This window comes from Oenococcus kitaharae (assembly GCF_025758695.1).
Classification (GTDB): Bacteria; Bacillota; Bacilli; order Lactobacillales; family Lactobacillaceae; genus Oenococcus; species Oenococcus kitaharae_A.
Genome location: NZ_JANJQP010000002.1, coordinates 106,187 through 121,795, shown reverse-complemented (window position 1 = coordinate 121,795; position 15,609 = coordinate 106,187). Strand labels below are relative to the sequence as shown.

The 15,609-nt window shown below is 41.6% G+C and carries 15 protein-coding genes; 6 read left to right on the top strand and 9 right to left on the bottom strand.

Going from position 1 to position 15,609, the window contains the following annotated elements:
• The first annotated feature begins 187 nt into the window (after nucleotides 1–187).
• Nucleotides 188–799 (top strand): CHAP domain-containing protein, encoded by a 612-nt coding sequence (locus NRF22_RS04005; RefSeq protein ID WP_263779367.1) that lies wholly within the window; start codon nucleotides 188–190, stop codon nucleotides 797–799.
• Nucleotides 800–853: 54 nt separating this feature from the next.
• Here the strand turns inward: NRF22_RS04005 and nrdF are convergent, their stop codons facing one another.
• The 3 genes from nrdF to nrdH all read right to left on the bottom strand — a co-directional run bounded on the left by nrdF (nucleotide 854) and on the right by nrdH (nucleotide 4,395).
• Nucleotides 854–1,867, bottom strand: coding sequence for a class 1b ribonucleoside-diphosphate reductase subunit beta (gene nrdF, locus NRF22_RS04000; RefSeq protein WP_007744794.1), 1,014 nt, complete (start codon nucleotides 1,865–1,867; stop codon nucleotides 854–856).
• 33 nt (nucleotides 1,868–1,900) lie between these two features.
• Complete coding sequence (nrdE, locus tag NRF22_RS03995; protein ID WP_263779366.1) at nucleotides 1,901–4,072, bottom strand: class 1b ribonucleoside-diphosphate reductase subunit alpha; 2,172 nt, start codon at nucleotides 4,070–4,072, stop codon at nucleotides 1,901–1,903.
• 77 nt (nucleotides 4,073–4,149) lie between these two features.
• The gene (gene nrdH / locus NRF22_RS03990; RefSeq protein ID WP_007744798.1) at nucleotides 4,150–4,395 is read right to left on the bottom strand and encodes a glutaredoxin-like protein NrdH; all 246 of its coding nucleotides are present in this window, start codon (nucleotides 4,393–4,395) and stop codon (nucleotides 4,150–4,152) included.
• 353 nt (nucleotides 4,396–4,748) lie between these two features.
• Here nrdH and NRF22_RS03985 point away from each other — a divergent pair, with 353 nt between their 5' ends.
• Entirely contained in the window at nucleotides 4,749–5,216 is a 468-nt protein-coding gene (locus NRF22_RS03985; protein WP_007744800.1) for a class Ib ribonucleoside-diphosphate reductase assembly flavoprotein NrdI, read from the top strand.
• A gap of 71 nt (nucleotides 5,217–5,287) precedes the next feature.
• A complete protein-coding gene (locus NRF22_RS03980; protein WP_007744801.1) occupies nucleotides 5,288–6,673 on the top strand; it encodes a hemolysin family protein in 1,386 nt (461 codons plus the stop codon).
• Nucleotides 6,674–6,682: 9 nt separating this feature from the next.
• Here NRF22_RS03980 and NRF22_RS03975 read toward each other — a convergent pair whose 3' ends face one another.
• Complete coding sequence (locus NRF22_RS03975) at nucleotides 6,683–7,897, bottom strand: MFS transporter (protein WP_263779365.1); 1,215 nt, start codon at nucleotides 7,895–7,897, stop codon at nucleotides 6,683–6,685.
• 76 nt (nucleotides 7,898–7,973) lie between these two features.
• On the opposite strand from NRF22_RS03975, the gene zwf reads away from it, so the two are divergent.
• The 3 genes from zwf (at nucleotide 7,974) to NRF22_RS03960 (ending at nucleotide 10,774) form a co-directional block, all read left to right on the top strand.
• Entirely contained in the window at nucleotides 7,974–9,446 is a 1,473-nt protein-coding gene (gene zwf, locus NRF22_RS03970) for a glucose-6-phosphate dehydrogenase (protein ID WP_007744804.1), read from the top strand.
• Between the two features lie 110 nt (nucleotides 9,447–9,556).
• Nucleotides 9,557–10,066 (top strand): QueT transporter family protein, encoded by a 510-nt coding sequence (locus NRF22_RS03965; protein ID WP_007744805.1) that lies wholly within the window; start codon nucleotides 9,557–9,559, stop codon nucleotides 10,064–10,066.
• Nucleotides 10,067–10,081: 15 nt separating this feature from the next.
• Nucleotides 10,082–10,774: a hypothetical protein gene (locus NRF22_RS03960; protein WP_263779364.1), complete on the top strand. Its 693-nt coding sequence runs from the start codon at nucleotides 10,082–10,084 to the stop codon at nucleotides 10,772–10,774.
• 46 nt (nucleotides 10,775–10,820) lie between these two features.
• Here NRF22_RS03960 and gpmA read toward each other — a convergent pair whose 3' ends face one another.
• From gpmA to NRF22_RS03935, 5 genes are read right to left on the bottom strand one after another with little or no spacing between them, the layout of a single operon-like run.
• Nucleotides 10,821–11,534 carry a 2,3-diphosphoglycerate-dependent phosphoglycerate mutase gene (gene gpmA / locus NRF22_RS03955; RefSeq protein ID WP_007744809.1) on the bottom strand — a complete coding sequence of 238 codons (714 nt, stop codon included), beginning with the start codon at nucleotides 11,532–11,534 and terminating at the stop codon, nucleotides 10,821–10,823.
• Between the two features lie 56 nt (nucleotides 11,535–11,590).
• A complete protein-coding gene (locus NRF22_RS03950) occupies nucleotides 11,591–12,883 on the bottom strand; it encodes a D-alanyl-D-alanine carboxypeptidase family protein (RefSeq protein WP_263779363.1) in 1,293 nt (430 codons plus the stop codon).
• A gap of 58 nt (nucleotides 12,884–12,941) precedes the next feature.
• The gene (locus tag NRF22_RS03945) at nucleotides 12,942–14,087 is read right to left on the bottom strand and encodes a sensor histidine kinase (RefSeq protein WP_263779362.1); all 1,146 of its coding nucleotides are present in this window, start codon (nucleotides 14,085–14,087) and stop codon (nucleotides 12,942–12,944) included.
• Between the two features lie 3 nt (nucleotides 14,088–14,090).
• Nucleotides 14,091–14,783, bottom strand: coding sequence for a response regulator transcription factor (locus tag NRF22_RS03940; protein WP_007744816.1), 693 nt, complete (start codon nucleotides 14,781–14,783; stop codon nucleotides 14,091–14,093).
• Nucleotides 14,783–15,586 carry a DUF1129 family protein gene (locus tag NRF22_RS03935; protein WP_007744817.1) on the bottom strand — a complete coding sequence of 268 codons (804 nt, stop codon included), beginning with the start codon at nucleotides 15,584–15,586 and terminating at the stop codon, nucleotides 14,783–14,785. Before NRF22_RS03935 ends, NRF22_RS03940 begins: the two co-directional genes overlap by 1 nt.
• Nucleotides 15,587–15,609 lie beyond the last annotated feature (23 nt).

Genomic DNA, 15,609 nt, shown 5'->3' with positions numbered 1-15,609 from the left:
TAAAAAATTCAATTGTTACAAATTTTCTTCTTGTTAATTCTCATTCTTGTATAATACAACCTATGTTAATTCTTCAAACTGTCACAAATTTGTTATCTAAAGACATTTTATCGTAATTTTCATTTGGAAAACTAATCGGGTGATCAAAGGGATAAAATATTTCATTAATAAAAAAATACTCTTTGCGTTGGCATTATTATCGGCAATCTGTGTATCAGCTAATGCACAAGCAGCCAGCAGCCAAGGCACAACGCAAGTAGCGCCTATCTACTTCGCATCGGATAAAAAAGCTGTTAATCAATACCTGCGCAGAGCTAGTGATGCTGCAAGTAAGAAAATAAGAGATCAGCAGCAGGCTAAAGAGCAGGCCGCTAAAAAGGCCGCCGACGAGAAAAAAGCCGCTGATCAAAAACAGGCTGAGCAAGCAGCGTCTGCACCACGGCAGATAGCGTTTCATAACACAGCTGTAATGAACGGCAGCAACAATTACGTTTACGGCACTTGCACTTGGTACGTAAAAAATATGCTTCCCTGGGTGCCATCTAGCCTAGGAAACGCTTCTAATTGGGCAGCAAGTGCAGCTGTACGGGGCTATTTAGTCGATAACTCCCCAGCTGCTGGGGCAGTCGTTGTGTTCGCCCCCGGACAAGCAGGAGCTAGTGTTTACGGCCATGTAGGCGTTGTCCTTTCAAATAATGGTGATAGCAGTATTACAATTTCCGAAGGGAATTTTTCAAGTGCTGGACCAGATATTCGCCGCGTGTATGCTGCAAGCAGCTATCTTTATATCCACCCCTGATAAAAAGCAATTTAAAAAAGATCTGCAATCGCAATGATTGCAGATCTTTTTTACTTAATCCTGGTCCTCAGAATCAAAACCGCTTTGCGTCGACTTACCAACTTCATAATCGCTATCAGTCAAATTTTCAACTTCACCCAAGCGATAACCATTACCCACCTGACTGAAGAAATCATGATTGGCAGTTGATGTAGAAATACCATTCATAACAACTGGGTTTACATCTTCAGCACCATCAGCAAACATAGGCTCCAAGCCAAGGTTCATTAAAGCTTTATTGCCGTTATAACGTAGAAATACCATTACATCGTCAAACCAATCAATATCGTCATACAGTTCGTGTGTATAGGCCTCTTCGTTGGCATACAAATCATAAAGCAGATCATAGGCCCACGCAGTTAAATCCTGCTGTTCTTTTTCTGTCAATTTTTTATAGGCAACTTGAAATTTATAACCAATATAAGTACCGTGGACCGATTCGTCACGAATAATCAATTTAATGATTTCAGCGACGTTAACCATCTTGTTATGCCCGGCAAAATAGAGTGGCGTATAGAAGCCCGAATAAAACAAAAATGTTTCCAAAAAGACAGAAGCGATTTTACGTTTTAATGGATTTGGATCATGATAAATTGAGTTGATTTTGTTCGCTTTATATTGCAAACGTTTATTTTGTGATGCCCAGTCAAAAATTTCATCAATCTCAACTGGTGTGTCTAATGTTTCAAAGATACTAGAATAACTCTTAGCATGGACTGATTCCATAAATTTAATATTATTCAGAACAGCTCTTTCATGCGGCGTAACAGCAGCTTCTAGCAAACTGGCCATACCATCTTGACTTTGCAAGGTATCCAGCATCGTCAAACCACCAAAAACATGATCGTAAAGCCTATGTTCTTTCTTACCAAGCGAACGCCAATCCTTCAAATCGTTAGAAATAGGAATTCGTGTATCCAACCAAAACTGTTCAGTCAGCTTTTCCCAAGTGGCTTTATCAATTGGGTCGATTACCTTGTTCCAATTGATCGCATCATAGTGTGTAAATTGATTTTTCTCTTCCGACATCTCTTACCTCTAAGTCTATTTTATGCTAGCAAGTCAAATGGAACATGATTCGCATTCGTTAACGCCCTGTTCGGTATTGTCATCCGTAAAAGTCCGGATGTAGTAAATTGATTTGATCCCCTTGCGAAAAGCGTAATGCCGAAGAATCGTCAGATCGCGCGTGGTCATCTTTTCTGTGTGACCTTTTTTCCAATCATAGATGCCATCAGGAATCGTGGAACGCATAAACAAAGTCATTGCCATCCCCTGGTCAATGTGTTCCTGAGCTGCTGCATAGGTGTCAATGACCTTTCTCTGGTCCAGATCGTAAGCAGAAACATAATAAGGCATCGTTTCGTTATTCAGACCACTGGCTGGATAGAAAACACGCCCCGTCATACCTTCAGCACGGGCCTCAACGCGGGATACGATTGGCTGCAGACTAGCAGTTGTGTCATTAACGTAAGAGATGGAACCTGTTGGCGCGACTGCTTGACGGTAAGCATTATACAGACCATCGGTCATGACTGATTCCTTTAATTGCTGCCAATCAGCAATCGTGGGGATGTGATAATTAGTAAAGAGGTTCTTAACTTTTTCAGTTTTTGGACCCCAATCTTTGGCTAAATACTTGTCAAAATAACTGCCATTAGCGTAATCTGATTTCTCAAACTCAAAGAAGGTCTGTTTTCTCTCTTTGGCAATTTTATTAGATGCCAGCAATGTGTAATAGTTCGTCATCAAAAAGAAAGTGTTGACGAAGTCCAAAGCAATATCATCACCGTAGTAGATCTTATTCTTAGCCAGAAAGGCTGCTAGCCCCATAGCTCCTAAACCGATCGCGTGTTTCTGCTGATTACCGTTTTGAACCGAAGGAACGACCGAAATATCAGAACTTTCGGACACAAAAGTCAAGGCACGCGTCATCGCTTCGATTGACTGAGCAAAATCAGGCGTATGCATCATATTATCAATGTTGATAGAACCTAAATTACAAGAAATGTCGGCTCCCAAAAGCGTATATTTCTGTTCGTTATTAATGTGCGAAATAGTCTGAGTCTGTAAGATCTCCGAGCATAAATTCGAAGAAACAACTTTACCAAAAATAGGATTGGCCTTGTTAACGGTATCCAAATTAATGATGTAGGGATAACCTGACTCTTGTTGAAGTTTTGAAATCTCCGTCTCTAAAGTACGGGCATCGATCCAGTGTTTGGTAATTCGATCGTCAGCCACCATGTTGTCATATTCTTTGGTTAAATCGACATAATTAAAAGGCACACCGTAGACTTTTTCAACATCTGCCGGTGAAAAGAGCGCCATCTGCTCGCCCTTTTCTGTCAATTCATAGAATTTATCCGGTACAGTTAGGCCAAGTGATAAAGTCTTAACACGAATTTTTTCATCCGCATTCTCTTTTTTTGTCGATAAGAAACGAACAATATCCGGATGAAAGATGGATAAATAGGCAACACCAGCGCCTTGTCGTGCGCCGGCTTGATTACTATATGTAAAGACATCCTCCATCAATTTCATAATCGGAATCACGCCGGCCGCCATGTTGGCAATGCCCATAAAAGCGGCACCTGCCTCACGAACATTCGACAAGTTAATGCCGACACCGCCGCCGATCTTAGATAACTGCATGGCAGAATTAATAACGCGGCCGATCGAATTCATGTCGTCGGTTGTTTGCACAACAAAACAACTTACCAGCTCGCCACGGCGCGCACGACCAGCATTCAAAAAACTAGGTGTCGCCGGTTGGAAACGCTGATGAATCATTTCATCAGCAATGCGCATAGCCAAGGTTTCATTGCCATCGGCGTAATAAAGTGCATTGATCGCAATCCGATCCTCATAAGACTCGACGTAATAGTTGCCGTCATTTGTTTTCAGTGCATATTGCGTGTAAAACTTGTAAGCGGCCATAAAACTGTGAAACTGGAAATGAACCGCATCCAAAAAGTCATACAGTTTCTCAATAAATGAAAACTGATACTTATTGATGAACGTTGGATCAATAAAATCATTTTCAATCAGCCAATCAAAACGCTCTTTAAGCGAAGCAAATTTCAGGCGGTTCGGTTCAACGTTTTCTGTTAAAAATGCTTTGAGTGCTTCTTGGTCTTTTCCAACTTGAATTGTATTATTCTTCGGGATATTGACCTCATTATTCAAGTCATAATAATGCACTTTTTCAAGATCGATTTCTTTTAACGGCATAGAATCCTCCTAGTTATTTTGATTAAAAAACACCGAGAAAAACCCGATGCTTGCCTAGATTATTTTGTAAAAGACAGTTAAGCAGCGGCTGAAGAGGCGAGTGCTTTTTTCAAAACATCCGGACGAAAACCGGAGAAAGCATCAAGACCATCGATTTTGACAACCGGTGTTTGACGATAACCGGCTTCTTTCAACTGAGCAACAAATTCTGGATGCTGATCGATGTTGATTTCTCGGAAATCGGCTCCCATTGAAGTCAAAAACTTTTTAGTCATTTTGCACTGGACGCAATCATTTTTTGTATAAACCGTAATATCTGTCATCTTTTACCTCCTAATGTTTGTTTTTAGCGCCTTTATTTATTGGATGTTTATTAATATAAACGCCTTGAAAACAAGATACAAGGGCAATTTCACATGCGAACAAGCGGTCGCTGTCCCAAAAGCTAGAACTGGTGCGGATCGAGCCGAAATATTACAATTTATTATCAGATCGTTGTCTTAAACAACTTGCAATAATTTAAAAATTGTTGCAAGCTTAATAGCGTCTAAATGCCTATTTAAGGGCATTTTTGAAAGATTAAGAATATTAAGAAAAGGTAATGTTAGGATTTTCGTTCAAATATCTGAGAAGAAAAAACCACGGAACGTTATTTCCTGATAAAGAGGTATTTTCCATGAAAAAAGTTCGTGTTTTATATGTATCTATTGAGGGAAATTCACGAAATTTTATGCAGCGTTTAGCAGCCTATGCAAAAACGCAAATACAGGAAAATCCGAACAATGTCGAAATTGAGGCCGTCGAAATTAGCGATTCTACTGATTTCGCTGAAGAAAAGGCACCATTTTTTATAAACGTCCCGACTTACCTAGAAGGAGGCACTGGTATCGGACCAGAAATTCACGAAATTTTTACTAACGCTTTAGGCGACTACCTTGACTACCATGAAAATTACAAAAAACTGCTTGGCGTTTTCGGGTCCGGCAATCGTAACTTTAACGTTCAATACGTGCTGACTGCCAAGCGTTATGCAGCCAAGTACAATAAGCCATTACTCTATAGTTACGAATTATCCGGCATTCAATCGGATTTACAAAAATTATACACAAGAATAATTGCTAATCTGTCTAAAGCTGGCCAATAAGTGTGTTTTCTGTACTCAAAGCTTGATATAATAGCAATTAGACTATTTAAGAAAGTAGATATCAAACATTAATGGACTCCGACCCCTCAATATTAGTTTCAGTGATTGCCTTACTCATTTCCCTTATCTTAGCTGTGATGTTCACACTCACAGAATACTCCCTTATCCGTTCGCGTCCATCCGCTCTAAAAGCGATTCAAAAAGATCAGAAAAAGCCAAATAAGCGGGTTGCCTTAGCAATTCATATGACAGATCATCTTAATGAATATCTGTCGACGGCACAGACTGGCGTTACACTCACTTCATTAATTATCGGGTGGTTGGGTGAAGGCGCGGCTTCCCAATTTTTACAGAATTCCGGCGTTTTTGCATTTCTGGGCAGGGAAAGTGAATTAGTCGTTTCATCTATCGTTGGTATCCTTATCTTTACCTTTGTGCATGCCGTATTTACCGATTTGGTACCAAAGAACATTGCGATTGATGAACCAATCAAGGTATTATTGAGCATCGCGCGTCCAGTGCGTTTTTTTCATGTTGTTCTTTTCCCTTTGATTTGGTTATTCGACCGTACGGCCGCAGCGGTATCTAATCTACTAGGTTTTAAGACTGCAACTGATGAGGATATTTATTCACCGACCGAGATCATTAGTTTAACGAAAAATTCAGCCTTGGCCAGCGACTCTGAGGTTGACGAAGAAGATGCCAACTTTATGCAGCGTGCTTTTGAGATGAATGATAAAGTTGCTAGCGATGTGATGGTAGATCGAACTTCCATGAGCGTGATCGACGTTGAAGACAAGATTGCCGATGCTTTAAAGCTCTATCTGGAAGAACAATATTCACGTTTTCCCGTAACGGCTGATAATGACAAAGATAAAATCATTGGTTATGCCTATAATTACGATATTGTTCGTCAGGCGAGAATTGACGACCAAGCTAAAGTTTCCACGATCATGCGTGATATCGTTTCTATTCCAGAGAATATGAAGGTTCCTGATGTCATGGACGAAATGAGCGCCCACCGTGTGCCGATGGCAATTGTCATTGATGAATACGGCGGAACTTCAGGTATCATTACTGATAAAGACATCTATGAAGAATTGTTCGGTAACTTAAAAGATGAACAAGATGATGAAGATGATGAGATGATTAAAAAACTTGGTAATAACCGTTATCAAGTGGTTGGCAAGATTTCATTGTATGACTTGGAAGATTTTTTCAAAACTAAAATTCCTGATTTTGATGAAGACGAGGCTGTCACTTTAACCGGATACATCCAAAATAATTACCCCGATACCAGAAAAGGCGATACCGTAACCGTTGAAAATGATGATTTTCGTTTCGATATCACTGCCAATGATTATGAAGATGCCTACATCAATTTTTTCACAGTTAAAAAGATAGAAAAAGAGTACCAGCCAAACGGTGATTTTGAAGAGAAAACAAGCGAAAAATAAAAGTCTGATTTATATCAGGCTTTTATTTTTTGATCTGCCAAAGATATAAACAACGCCATCAAGAATCAGCAACAAGAAAAAGCTGCTCATAAAAAGAGCAAAAATCCACCCCCGATCCATAAAAATGCCCGCGTAAACTGGCCCGATCGCACGTCCCAAGCTGATCATAGCGCTAATAAAAGCCATGCCTTGCCCTTGAAACTGTGCAGGCACCAAATGAGCAATCCAAGCTGTTGTTCCGGGCGAAAATAACATTTCGCCAACGACCAGCACGATTGTAATCAAGATCATTTGCCAAAAACGATTGGCCCAGATCAAAGGCGGAAAACTCAGAGCAAAAATAAAAGTACCAATGACTACCGTTTTCATAAAGGACCAATTTTTTGTTGCTTTCGTGACCAAATTTTGGAAAAAGATAATGACCAAGCCGTTAATTGTCCACAAATAACCATATTGTTCGATTGATATGCCCAAGCTGACCATGTGCGGGCTCATAACTGTTTCCCAAAACTGATAAGTTAAGTAGGTCATCATCGTCAAGGCGCCAATCGCAATTAATAAGCGTGAAAAAGCCAAACGGCTCGGTTGTTTTGCGGCAAGCACCATAGACGCAGGCCGGATTTGGACGCGAAAAAATAAAATAGCCAGCCCAAGCATTTCCAGATAAAAAACGATAGCAAGGAGCATCATGCCCTGGATTTTCATTTTGTCAAAGATCCAGGTACCGAAAAAAGTGCCAATGACTGTGCCGATATTCAAAGTAATGGCCATGTTCGAGAAAAAGTGCTTTGGATTATCTGTTGAGAGGTAGGCACCATATGAGTTTATCAGCGTTTGAAGCATGCCAATACCAATATTCAGAATCATGAGCCATGGAACATATATTGGCCAGTCATGAAAACAGAGCATCATCAATGATCCAAACAAGCAAATGGATAAAGCAATAATAAAGCTGTGGTAAGGCCGCCAGCGATCAAATAAAAGTCCCGCTCCCCAAGCGGCCAGCATTGAAACGAGGGATCCCAGCATTAAAATCACGCCAATAATTAAAAAAGACTGATGCAGATAATTATGCAGATACAAAGAGGTCACCGGCCAGGTCATTGCAGCAGCCGCGTTGCTGATTAAATTTTCTGCATAAACGTAAATTGGGCGGATCGTGCTCGTTTGAACATGCAAAGGCGGTCTGCGACGCGGTTTTTTGTCTTCCGAATATTGATCCATATGAAAATAGTAACATCTTCACAAACTTAACTAATCCGATAGGTTATACTTTTATATGTAAAAGTTTGGAGTGAATATGGATAATAAACCTACTGAATTACCTTTAGTTCTGCTGCTGTTTGGCGGCACCGGGGATCTTGCCAAGCGTAAGTTATACCCCTCATTGTTCAATTTATTTAAAAAGGGCTACCTGCAGGATCGTTTCGCCGTGATCGGGACTGCGCGTCATGATTTAGATGATGAAAAATTCCAGGAAATAGTTCGCCAATCTATCGCCAATAACGGTACAGAGGGGCAGATTAAGGCTTTTGCCGCTCACTTCCGTTACCGCAGTCATGATGTGACCGACTTAAAGGATTATGGCAAGCTGAAAGATCTTCTGGCTCAACTGGATCAACAATACAATGCCAATGGCAACCGCATTTTCTATATGTCAGTTGCGCCACGCTTCTTTGGACAGATTGCACAAGCAATCAAGTCTGAGGGCTTAATGTCAGATAATGGCTATAACCGTTTAATGGTTGAAAAACCCTTCGGTACGAGTTTTGACACAGCACAAGAATTACAAAACCAGCTCGAATCAGGTTTTTCTGATGACCAAATATTCAGAATCGATCATTATCTTGGCAAGGAAATGGTTCAAAATATCCCAGCGCTGCGTTTTGGCAATGCCTTTATTGATGCAACTTGGAATAATAAATACATTAAAAATATTCAAGTAACACTAGCTGAGGAGTTGGGTGTTGAAGAGCGCGCCGGCTACTATAATACAGCCGGAGCTTTGCTTGATATGATTCAAAATCATACCTTCCAAATTGTCGGTTGGCTCGCTATGGAAGAACCAGCTTCATTTTCAGACAAAGATATCCGTGCCGCTAAGAACGCTGCTTTTTCAAAACTCAAGATGTACAAGGGTGAGGAAGTTGCCGCGAACTTTGTGCGTGGTCAATATGGCCGCGGCCGTGAAGTTTGGCAAAAGGCCTATACTGAAGAACCAGATGTGCCGGCCGATTCCAAAAATGATACTTACGTAGCTGGCCGTCTGCAATTCGACACAGACCGCTGGCAAGGTGTTCCTTTCTACATTAGAACCGGTAAGCGTTTGGCTGCTAAGCAGACGCGTGTCGATGTGGTCTATAAGAAATCCACTTTCGATTTTGGTACTACGAATGATGACAAACTGACCGAGCCTGTCCTAAGTATTTTGATTGATCCAGTCGGCGGCATTCAATTCTCTTTGAACGGCAAAGATGTCACAACCGAATTCAGTACCCGTTCTGACTTGCTGGCTTGGTCCATTTCTGATAAAGATAAAGCCCAGACGCCGGATCCTTACGAAAGAATGCTGCATGACGCGATGAATGGAGACGGTTCGAACTTTGCCGATTGGACTGGTGTTTCCATTTCTTGGAAATTCGTTGATCAGATTGCTAAAGTCTGGGCTGAAGATAAAGCGCCCCTTGAAAGTTACGAGTCCGCTACTATGGGGCCGGTTGCTTCCGACCGTCTATTGGCTGAGACTGGTGACCGGTGGATTTACCGCGGTTAAAAAATTAATCCGTGTTTTCAAACACAGCAGACGCTGTGTTTTTTTGTCTAATAGCAAAGGAATTGTTTTTAATCTGAAAGATCGAGCACTTTTCTTATATCATGGAAAGTATGGAAAAAAAACAAAAGAGTCAAGCTAGAAATATAACACTTATCGGCGTTGTTGCCGCTTTATACATTCTAATCGGTATGATCCCGCCTTTTAATCTGCGTGGCGGTGCCATTCAGATCCGTCTTGGGGAAGGCTTCAACAACCTAGCCATTTTCAATAAACGTTATATCATCGCCCAAACAATTGGTGTTTTCGTCTTTAATCTATTTTTTGGTTTGGGAATCGTTGATGCAATTATCGGTGGTTTGCAGACTTTAACCATGACTTGGGTAGTTTATCAGGTTACGCGGCGCATTCCTAACACAATTCTCAAATTCGTTGCTTCAACATTGATTGTCAGCATATTTATGTTTTGGATCGCAGCTGAATTAATTATTTTTTATCCTAAATTTGCTGACGGCGGCTTTTGGCTGACATACGGCATGCTCTTTATCAGTGAACTTGCTTCAATGATTGTCGGATCGATTGTCATTTACGCTGTTTCCAAGGGCATTAATTTAAAAAAATAATGAGATACTAGAGACATGAAATTTACATCCTTTCTCCATCGGGTCATTATTGGGAAAAATGACCGCGCCGAACAACAATTACAGCCTAAGCCTGTCTCACCTTCACGTGTGCAAATTTCTCTTCCGGAAAATAAGACCACTCCTGCTGCAGCTACGAAGCCAGATCTTGTCACTAATTTAAAAGCTGAAACACCCATAGAGCAAAATGACAATTCTGTACCATACAAGTCAACGCCAACCGACAATGGCACAGCTGCCTCACTGTCTCATTTAGACATGATGATCAACCAATTAAACCCTAGCCAAAAAATCTTGTTAGAAAATTTCGCCCAACAGTTGATTAATCGGCAGCATACCACTGACGCGATCCCTAACGTTTCCTCAAGCAGTCCAAATAGTTTGCCATCATCACGCCCATCCGAGGCCGCCAGCATTCAAGCAGAGGATCAAACTTCTCAGGCCGCATCAGAAGAAGATAGTCGGCAAAAGGTCGCGCAAGCCAGCGAGTTCATCAATTCATTAGCACAAGATGAAGAGAAACAGACCTATTCCAGAGCAAACATCGATTTCTACAAGAAAGAATCTGCTCAAGAAGAGATTCGTATTCCGGAACGGGACGTCCGTCTAGACAATCTGCGACAGTTACTAGCTTCATCCGTCAAAGATCCTCGCGGTTTAGGCCGGATTCTTGCATCAAATCATTTTTAGATAAAAAAATCCACTTGATTTCTAACGATCAAGTGGATTTTTTAAATTACTTAGCAAGCAATTCTTTATTTGTAACTTTTAAATCCTTATCAAAATCATAAACGATTGGCTGCCCGTTGGCGATTTCAAGGCCCATGATATCAGCATCGGAAATGTTTTCAATATACTTGGACAAGGCACGCAACGAGTTTCCGTGAGCAGCAATGATCACGTTCTTGCCGGCGCGCAAATCTGGCGCAATTTTATCTTCCCAGAAAGGCATAACGCGTGTCAGAGTTACTTTTAAGTTCTCACCCAAAGGCAGCGTCTTAGGATCCAACTCAGCATAACGACGATCTAAGGCAGGATAAGTCCGACCATCTACAGTAATTGATTTCTGAATTGAGTCTTGCAATGGCGGCAAAACATCATAGGAACGGCGCCAAATATGCACCTGATCATCACCCCATTTTTCAGCTGAAGCCTTCTTATTCAGCCCTTGCAAAGCGCCATAATGGCGCTCGTTCAAGCGCCATGATTTTTCTTCAGGAATCCAAAGCTGGCCGATTTCTTCCAAAGTGATATGAAGCGTTTGAATTGCACGCGTCAGCACAGAAGTGTAAGCCTGATCAAACTCAATACCTTTTTCCGCGAGCAGTTCACCGGCCTCTTTTGCCTGGCGAATGCCCTCTTCAGATAGTTTTGTGTCGACCCAGCCATTGAATAGATTTAAAGCATTCCATTCAGATTGACCGTGACGAATAAATACTAATTTAGCCATTTTTCCTCCAAAGTTTCCTAATTTATCATAGCGCAAACGTGAACAAATTCGCTAGTCTAATGAGTTAGCCAACGCCAATATCTGACAAAAGGATTGAGTTGCCAGACGGCAGACCTCATGGTTTTTAAGTACAGTTTGCCCACCGGCTTTTGACCATATAAATAATCAAAATCACGTAAATTATTGATCCTGGTAACTAAAATACTATCCTTGGCAATATTGGCAGACCGCCGATCATAAGCAATGTGGTTTGCTGAGACCTGTTTCCTCTTACCAGAGGTCCAAAAATTAATGCTTGAGGCATTTTGTAAAGCAATCCGGCTAGGAGATGTCTTTTGCAGATAAAGGTTTTCAGCACCCGAAATCTGTGTATTTTTAGGTATCGATAAATAACTGCCTTGCCGTGACACCTGTGTCGCAGTCTTCGCCGTCAAATCCCAAGTTGGCCAAAGATTAGTGTAATCAGAAGCATGCATCGTCAAGACAATATAGCGACGACCATTGGGCATTTTGTTTGTCAGCGCGAGCAAAACCGATCCGGCCGCCTCAGAAGCACCGCTTTTAACGATAGAGAAAACTTTTGCATCTTGAGGAAATTGTTTGTTAAAACGCGTTAAAACAGAATCTCCGCGAAACGCATAATCGCTGGCAGGAAATGGAAAGAATAATTCCGGTGATTGCATTTCCTTGATAACTTTTGGATATTTTTTAAATAAACGGTTCGCAATTGTTGTGAGTGCTTTAGCCGAGGCCACATTCTCATCGTTATCCAAAGCCTTAGGTATTTTATCTTGGCCTGATAGGTAAACATTGTTGATGCCCACTGCATTATAAAAATGATATTGCGAACTGGGGATACCAAAGGAAGCCGTTGTACGATTCATTAAATCGGCAAAATTTCTCTGGTTGCCAGAGATGGCATCTCCTAATAAAATGCCTGTCGCATTACTCGAAATCAGCAAAGTCGCATCCAATAACTCCTTCACTGTATATGCCTGGCCTGCCTGCAAGGGTATATTCATAAGTTCGCTATTACGGGAAAGTGCTTGAATTTGCGGCGTTACTTTTATGCGCTGCTGCCAAGACAATTTCTTTTGCTGGACAGCTTGATAAACTAAATAAGCCGTCAGCAACTTGCTAGTAGAAGCGATAGCTAAATTTTGATTCGGATTCTTCTCTGCAATGATTTGCCCACTATCGAAGTCGGCAACCAATGATGCGGCAGCCTTGTTTTGAAGCTGGGCCGGTTTCCCACTAATGACCGGTAATACTCGGCTAGGTACTTTTTCGTTGATAAAAACACCAACTACACAAGAAGCGACCAGAAATAAACACAAAAGGCCGAGCAAACACGCCATTATTTTGTGTCGAAACCTGTGCTCTTTAAACATATAATTAGACCGACGATTAACCACGAGGCATCCCCAAAGAAGCGTCCAAGGGAAGTTCGATCACAAAACTCGTTAACTGAGAATTGGATTCCGCTCGAATTGTCCCGTGATGCTGTTGAGCAATGCCTTGTGCAATGGCAAGGCCCAAACCGGTACCAGAGATATTTTTGTTTCCCGATTGGTCAACACGATAAAAACGATCAAATAGCTTGCTCAAACTCGACTTAGGGATCTGCTCGCCATCATTTTGCACTTTAATCTCGACCTTGTCTTCCTTTGTGGCTGCGGTCAATTTGATAAAAGTCATGGTTTTGCCATATTTAAAAGCATTATTGATCAGATTCATGAATAAACGAGCCAATTTTTCCGGATCAGCCACGATCTGAATCTGGTCCGGGTGAGTCAGACTAGACATTGTAATAGCGTGTTTGCGAGCCTCCAGCTCAAACTGCACAATCAGCTGGTCAAAAAATTCAGAGATTTCCATCGGCTGGAAATGCAGATTTTCGCCGCTAGTCTGTGTTTGGGAATAGGAAAAGAGATCTTCCACCATCGATACCAGCTGCTGTGCTTTGGTATAGGCAGTTGAGGCATGCTTACGCATCTGATTAGCCGGCATATTCGGGTTCGATTCAATCAGACCCAGATAACCAATAATTGATGTCAGCGGTGTTCTCAAATCATGGGAAACATTAGTGACCAACTCCTGCTGCTTGCGTTCATTTTGACGTTCTGTATCAAGGATTTTCTGTTTTGAGGCTGTCATTTGATTGATTTGCAAAACGAGGCTCGTGACCATAGGATCAATCGATGACATTTTAATCTGATCATTATCTTCTGTTTGATTAATTTTCGTAATTTCAGCCGAAAGCCGTTTTAGCTGAATTTGCTGATATTCACGTAAAAATAAAAATACCCACAGCGCAATACCCAGCAGCAAGATCAAAACAAAGCCCCACCATTGGTAATTTGCTGGTGTAAAATTTTTGCCATTAAACAAAATATATGCCGTCGTTTCAAAACGCCCGCGGCCAACTTTAAAATCACCGGATATGAGTGCTGCAATTAAGCCAAAAACAGCCCAGTCTAAAAGAAGCAGTACGAAGGCCGCGACTGCTCCAAAAAGAATCAGATGAATAATTTCTCTAGCTGTTAGTTTCATAAGCTAATTGATTTCGACTTTGTAGCCAACACCCCAGACGGTTTGAATGACTTCATCACCGTTTGTACTCTCCTTGATTTTGTCGCGTAGATGGGAAACATGAACCATCACCGTCTTTGCTGAAACGACAGATTCAGTCTGCCAGACACGTTCAAAAATTTCATCTGCAGAAAAGACCCGATTCGGGTGGCTAGCCAGCAAATAGAGGATGCCGAACTCCAAGGCTGTCAACTGGATCACTTCACCAGCAGCTGTTTTCACCTCATGAGAATCTTTATTGATTGTCAGAGCACCAGCATCAATAATTTCAGGTGCTTCGTCCCGGACTGCATTTGACGACCTGCGCAGCAAAGAGCGGACACGAGCCATCACTTCCAATGGATTAAAGGGTTTTGTCACATAATCATCTGCACCGGTAATCAGGCCCTGAATCTTGTCCATATCGCCCGTTTTAGCAGAAACAATCAAAATAGGAATATTTGTATCCTTGCGAACGGCTTTAACCACATCAAAGCCGTTCATCCCCGGCATCATCACATCCAAAATCATAAGTGCGATATCTGGATTAGTATTGAGTTTTGAAAGCGCCTCTTCGCCTGAATAAGCCAAAATAGGGTCATTGCCCTCATTTCGAATATAAATCTCCAGTAATTCAGCAATTTCTTTATCGTCGTCAACCACTAGAATTTTTGTCATTACTTCTTCGTCCTAACTTTTTTCGCTTTCGGATATTTCTCGCGATACTTAAGTGCTGCATTTGTTGCCAAGCTGCCAATAATTAAAATTCCCTTTGGCAACGGTGACTGCCTGCGCCAAATATAATAAACTGCCGCACCAACCACCGCAATCGTAAATAGCCATGCTGAATTGAGTGCTGGATTTATAACAGGCGGAATAATCAAAGCCAAGCCGGAAAACGCACCAACCCAGACCACACCGGCAACTAAGGTGAATAAGACCCGCTGCCAAACAGGGCGCCGCTCTTTTTTACTAGGATTCGGGCTGACAATTCTAAGAACAAAGACATAGGCTGCACCGGTAATAATCGCCCAGATAAACAACGTCACAACACCTACGCCTTGGTTTCGGCCATTACTGGTCAGCATTGTCAAGCCATACAACGCTGCCAGTATAATCAAAAGCGTCCAGCTGGTATCAATGAATTCCAGCCAAAAACTAAAGTCAAATAGCTGCTCACTGATTTTTGGACGCGCACGTCTATCAGCGGGTGCAGCCTTTTTCCCTTGCTGCATCTGTGCAAGTTTTCTTCTACGTTCAGCTGCGCCCTTAGGGTCGACTAAATCCTGGTAATATTCACTGGGAGTGCCAAAAAGTTGACGAGCCGTTTGACCAGTTTTTTGTCCTGCCAAAAGTTTTTCAGTGACATTGCTGATTGTTGAATTTGTTTTATCATCATCAAAACTTTTCGATTCGCCGAGAAGTTTTGTTAAATGAAAAACAAATTCCTGATTTCGTTTAGAAAGTTCGGAATTTGCCATGAAGCCTCCGTGTAAAATTATAC

Excerpts from the sequence above, each read along its gene's own strand:
- nrdF (WP_007744794.1), bottom strand. The coding sequence starts at position 1,867 with ATGTCGGAAGAGAAAAATCAATTTACACACTATGATGCGATCAATTGG.
- nrdE (WP_263779366.1), bottom strand. The coding sequence starts at position 4,072 with ATGCCGTTAAAAGAAATCGATCTTGAAAAAGTGCATTATTATGACTTG.
- nrdH (WP_007744798.1), bottom strand. The coding sequence starts at position 4,395 with ATGACAGATATTACGGTTTATACAAAAAATGATTGCGTCCAGTGCAAA.
- NRF22_RS03985 (WP_007744800.1), top strand. The coding sequence starts at position 4,749 with ATGAAAAAAGTTCGTGTTTTATATGTATCTATTGAGGGAAATTCACGA.
- NRF22_RS03980 (WP_007744801.1), top strand. The coding sequence starts at position 5,288 with ATGGACTCCGACCCCTCAATATTAGTTTCAGTGATTGCCTTACTCATT.
- NRF22_RS03975 (WP_263779365.1), bottom strand. The coding sequence starts at position 7,897 with ATGGATCAATATTCGGAAGACAAAAAACCGCGTCGCAGACCGCCTTTG.
- zwf (WP_007744804.1), top strand. The coding sequence starts at position 7,974 with ATGGATAATAAACCTACTGAATTACCTTTAGTTCTGCTGCTGTTTGGC.
- NRF22_RS03965 (WP_007744805.1), top strand. The coding sequence starts at position 9,557 with ATGGAAAAAAAACAAAAGAGTCAAGCTAGAAATATAACACTTATCGGC.
- NRF22_RS03960 (WP_263779364.1), top strand. The coding sequence starts at position 10,082 with ATGAAATTTACATCCTTTCTCCATCGGGTCATTATTGGGAAAAATGAC.
- gpmA (WP_007744809.1), bottom strand. The coding sequence starts at position 11,534 with ATGGCTAAATTAGTATTTATTCGTCACGGTCAATCTGAATGGAATGCT.
- NRF22_RS03945 (WP_263779362.1), bottom strand. The coding sequence starts at position 14,087 with ATGAAACTAACAGCTAGAGAAATTATTCATCTGATTCTTTTTGGAGCA.
- NRF22_RS03940 (WP_007744816.1), bottom strand. The coding sequence starts at position 14,783 with ATGACAAAAATTCTAGTGGTTGACGACGATAAAGAAATTGCTGAATTA.
- NRF22_RS03935 (WP_007744817.1), bottom strand. The coding sequence starts at position 15,586 with ATGGCAAATTCCGAACTTTCTAAACGAAATCAGGAATTTGTTTTTCAT.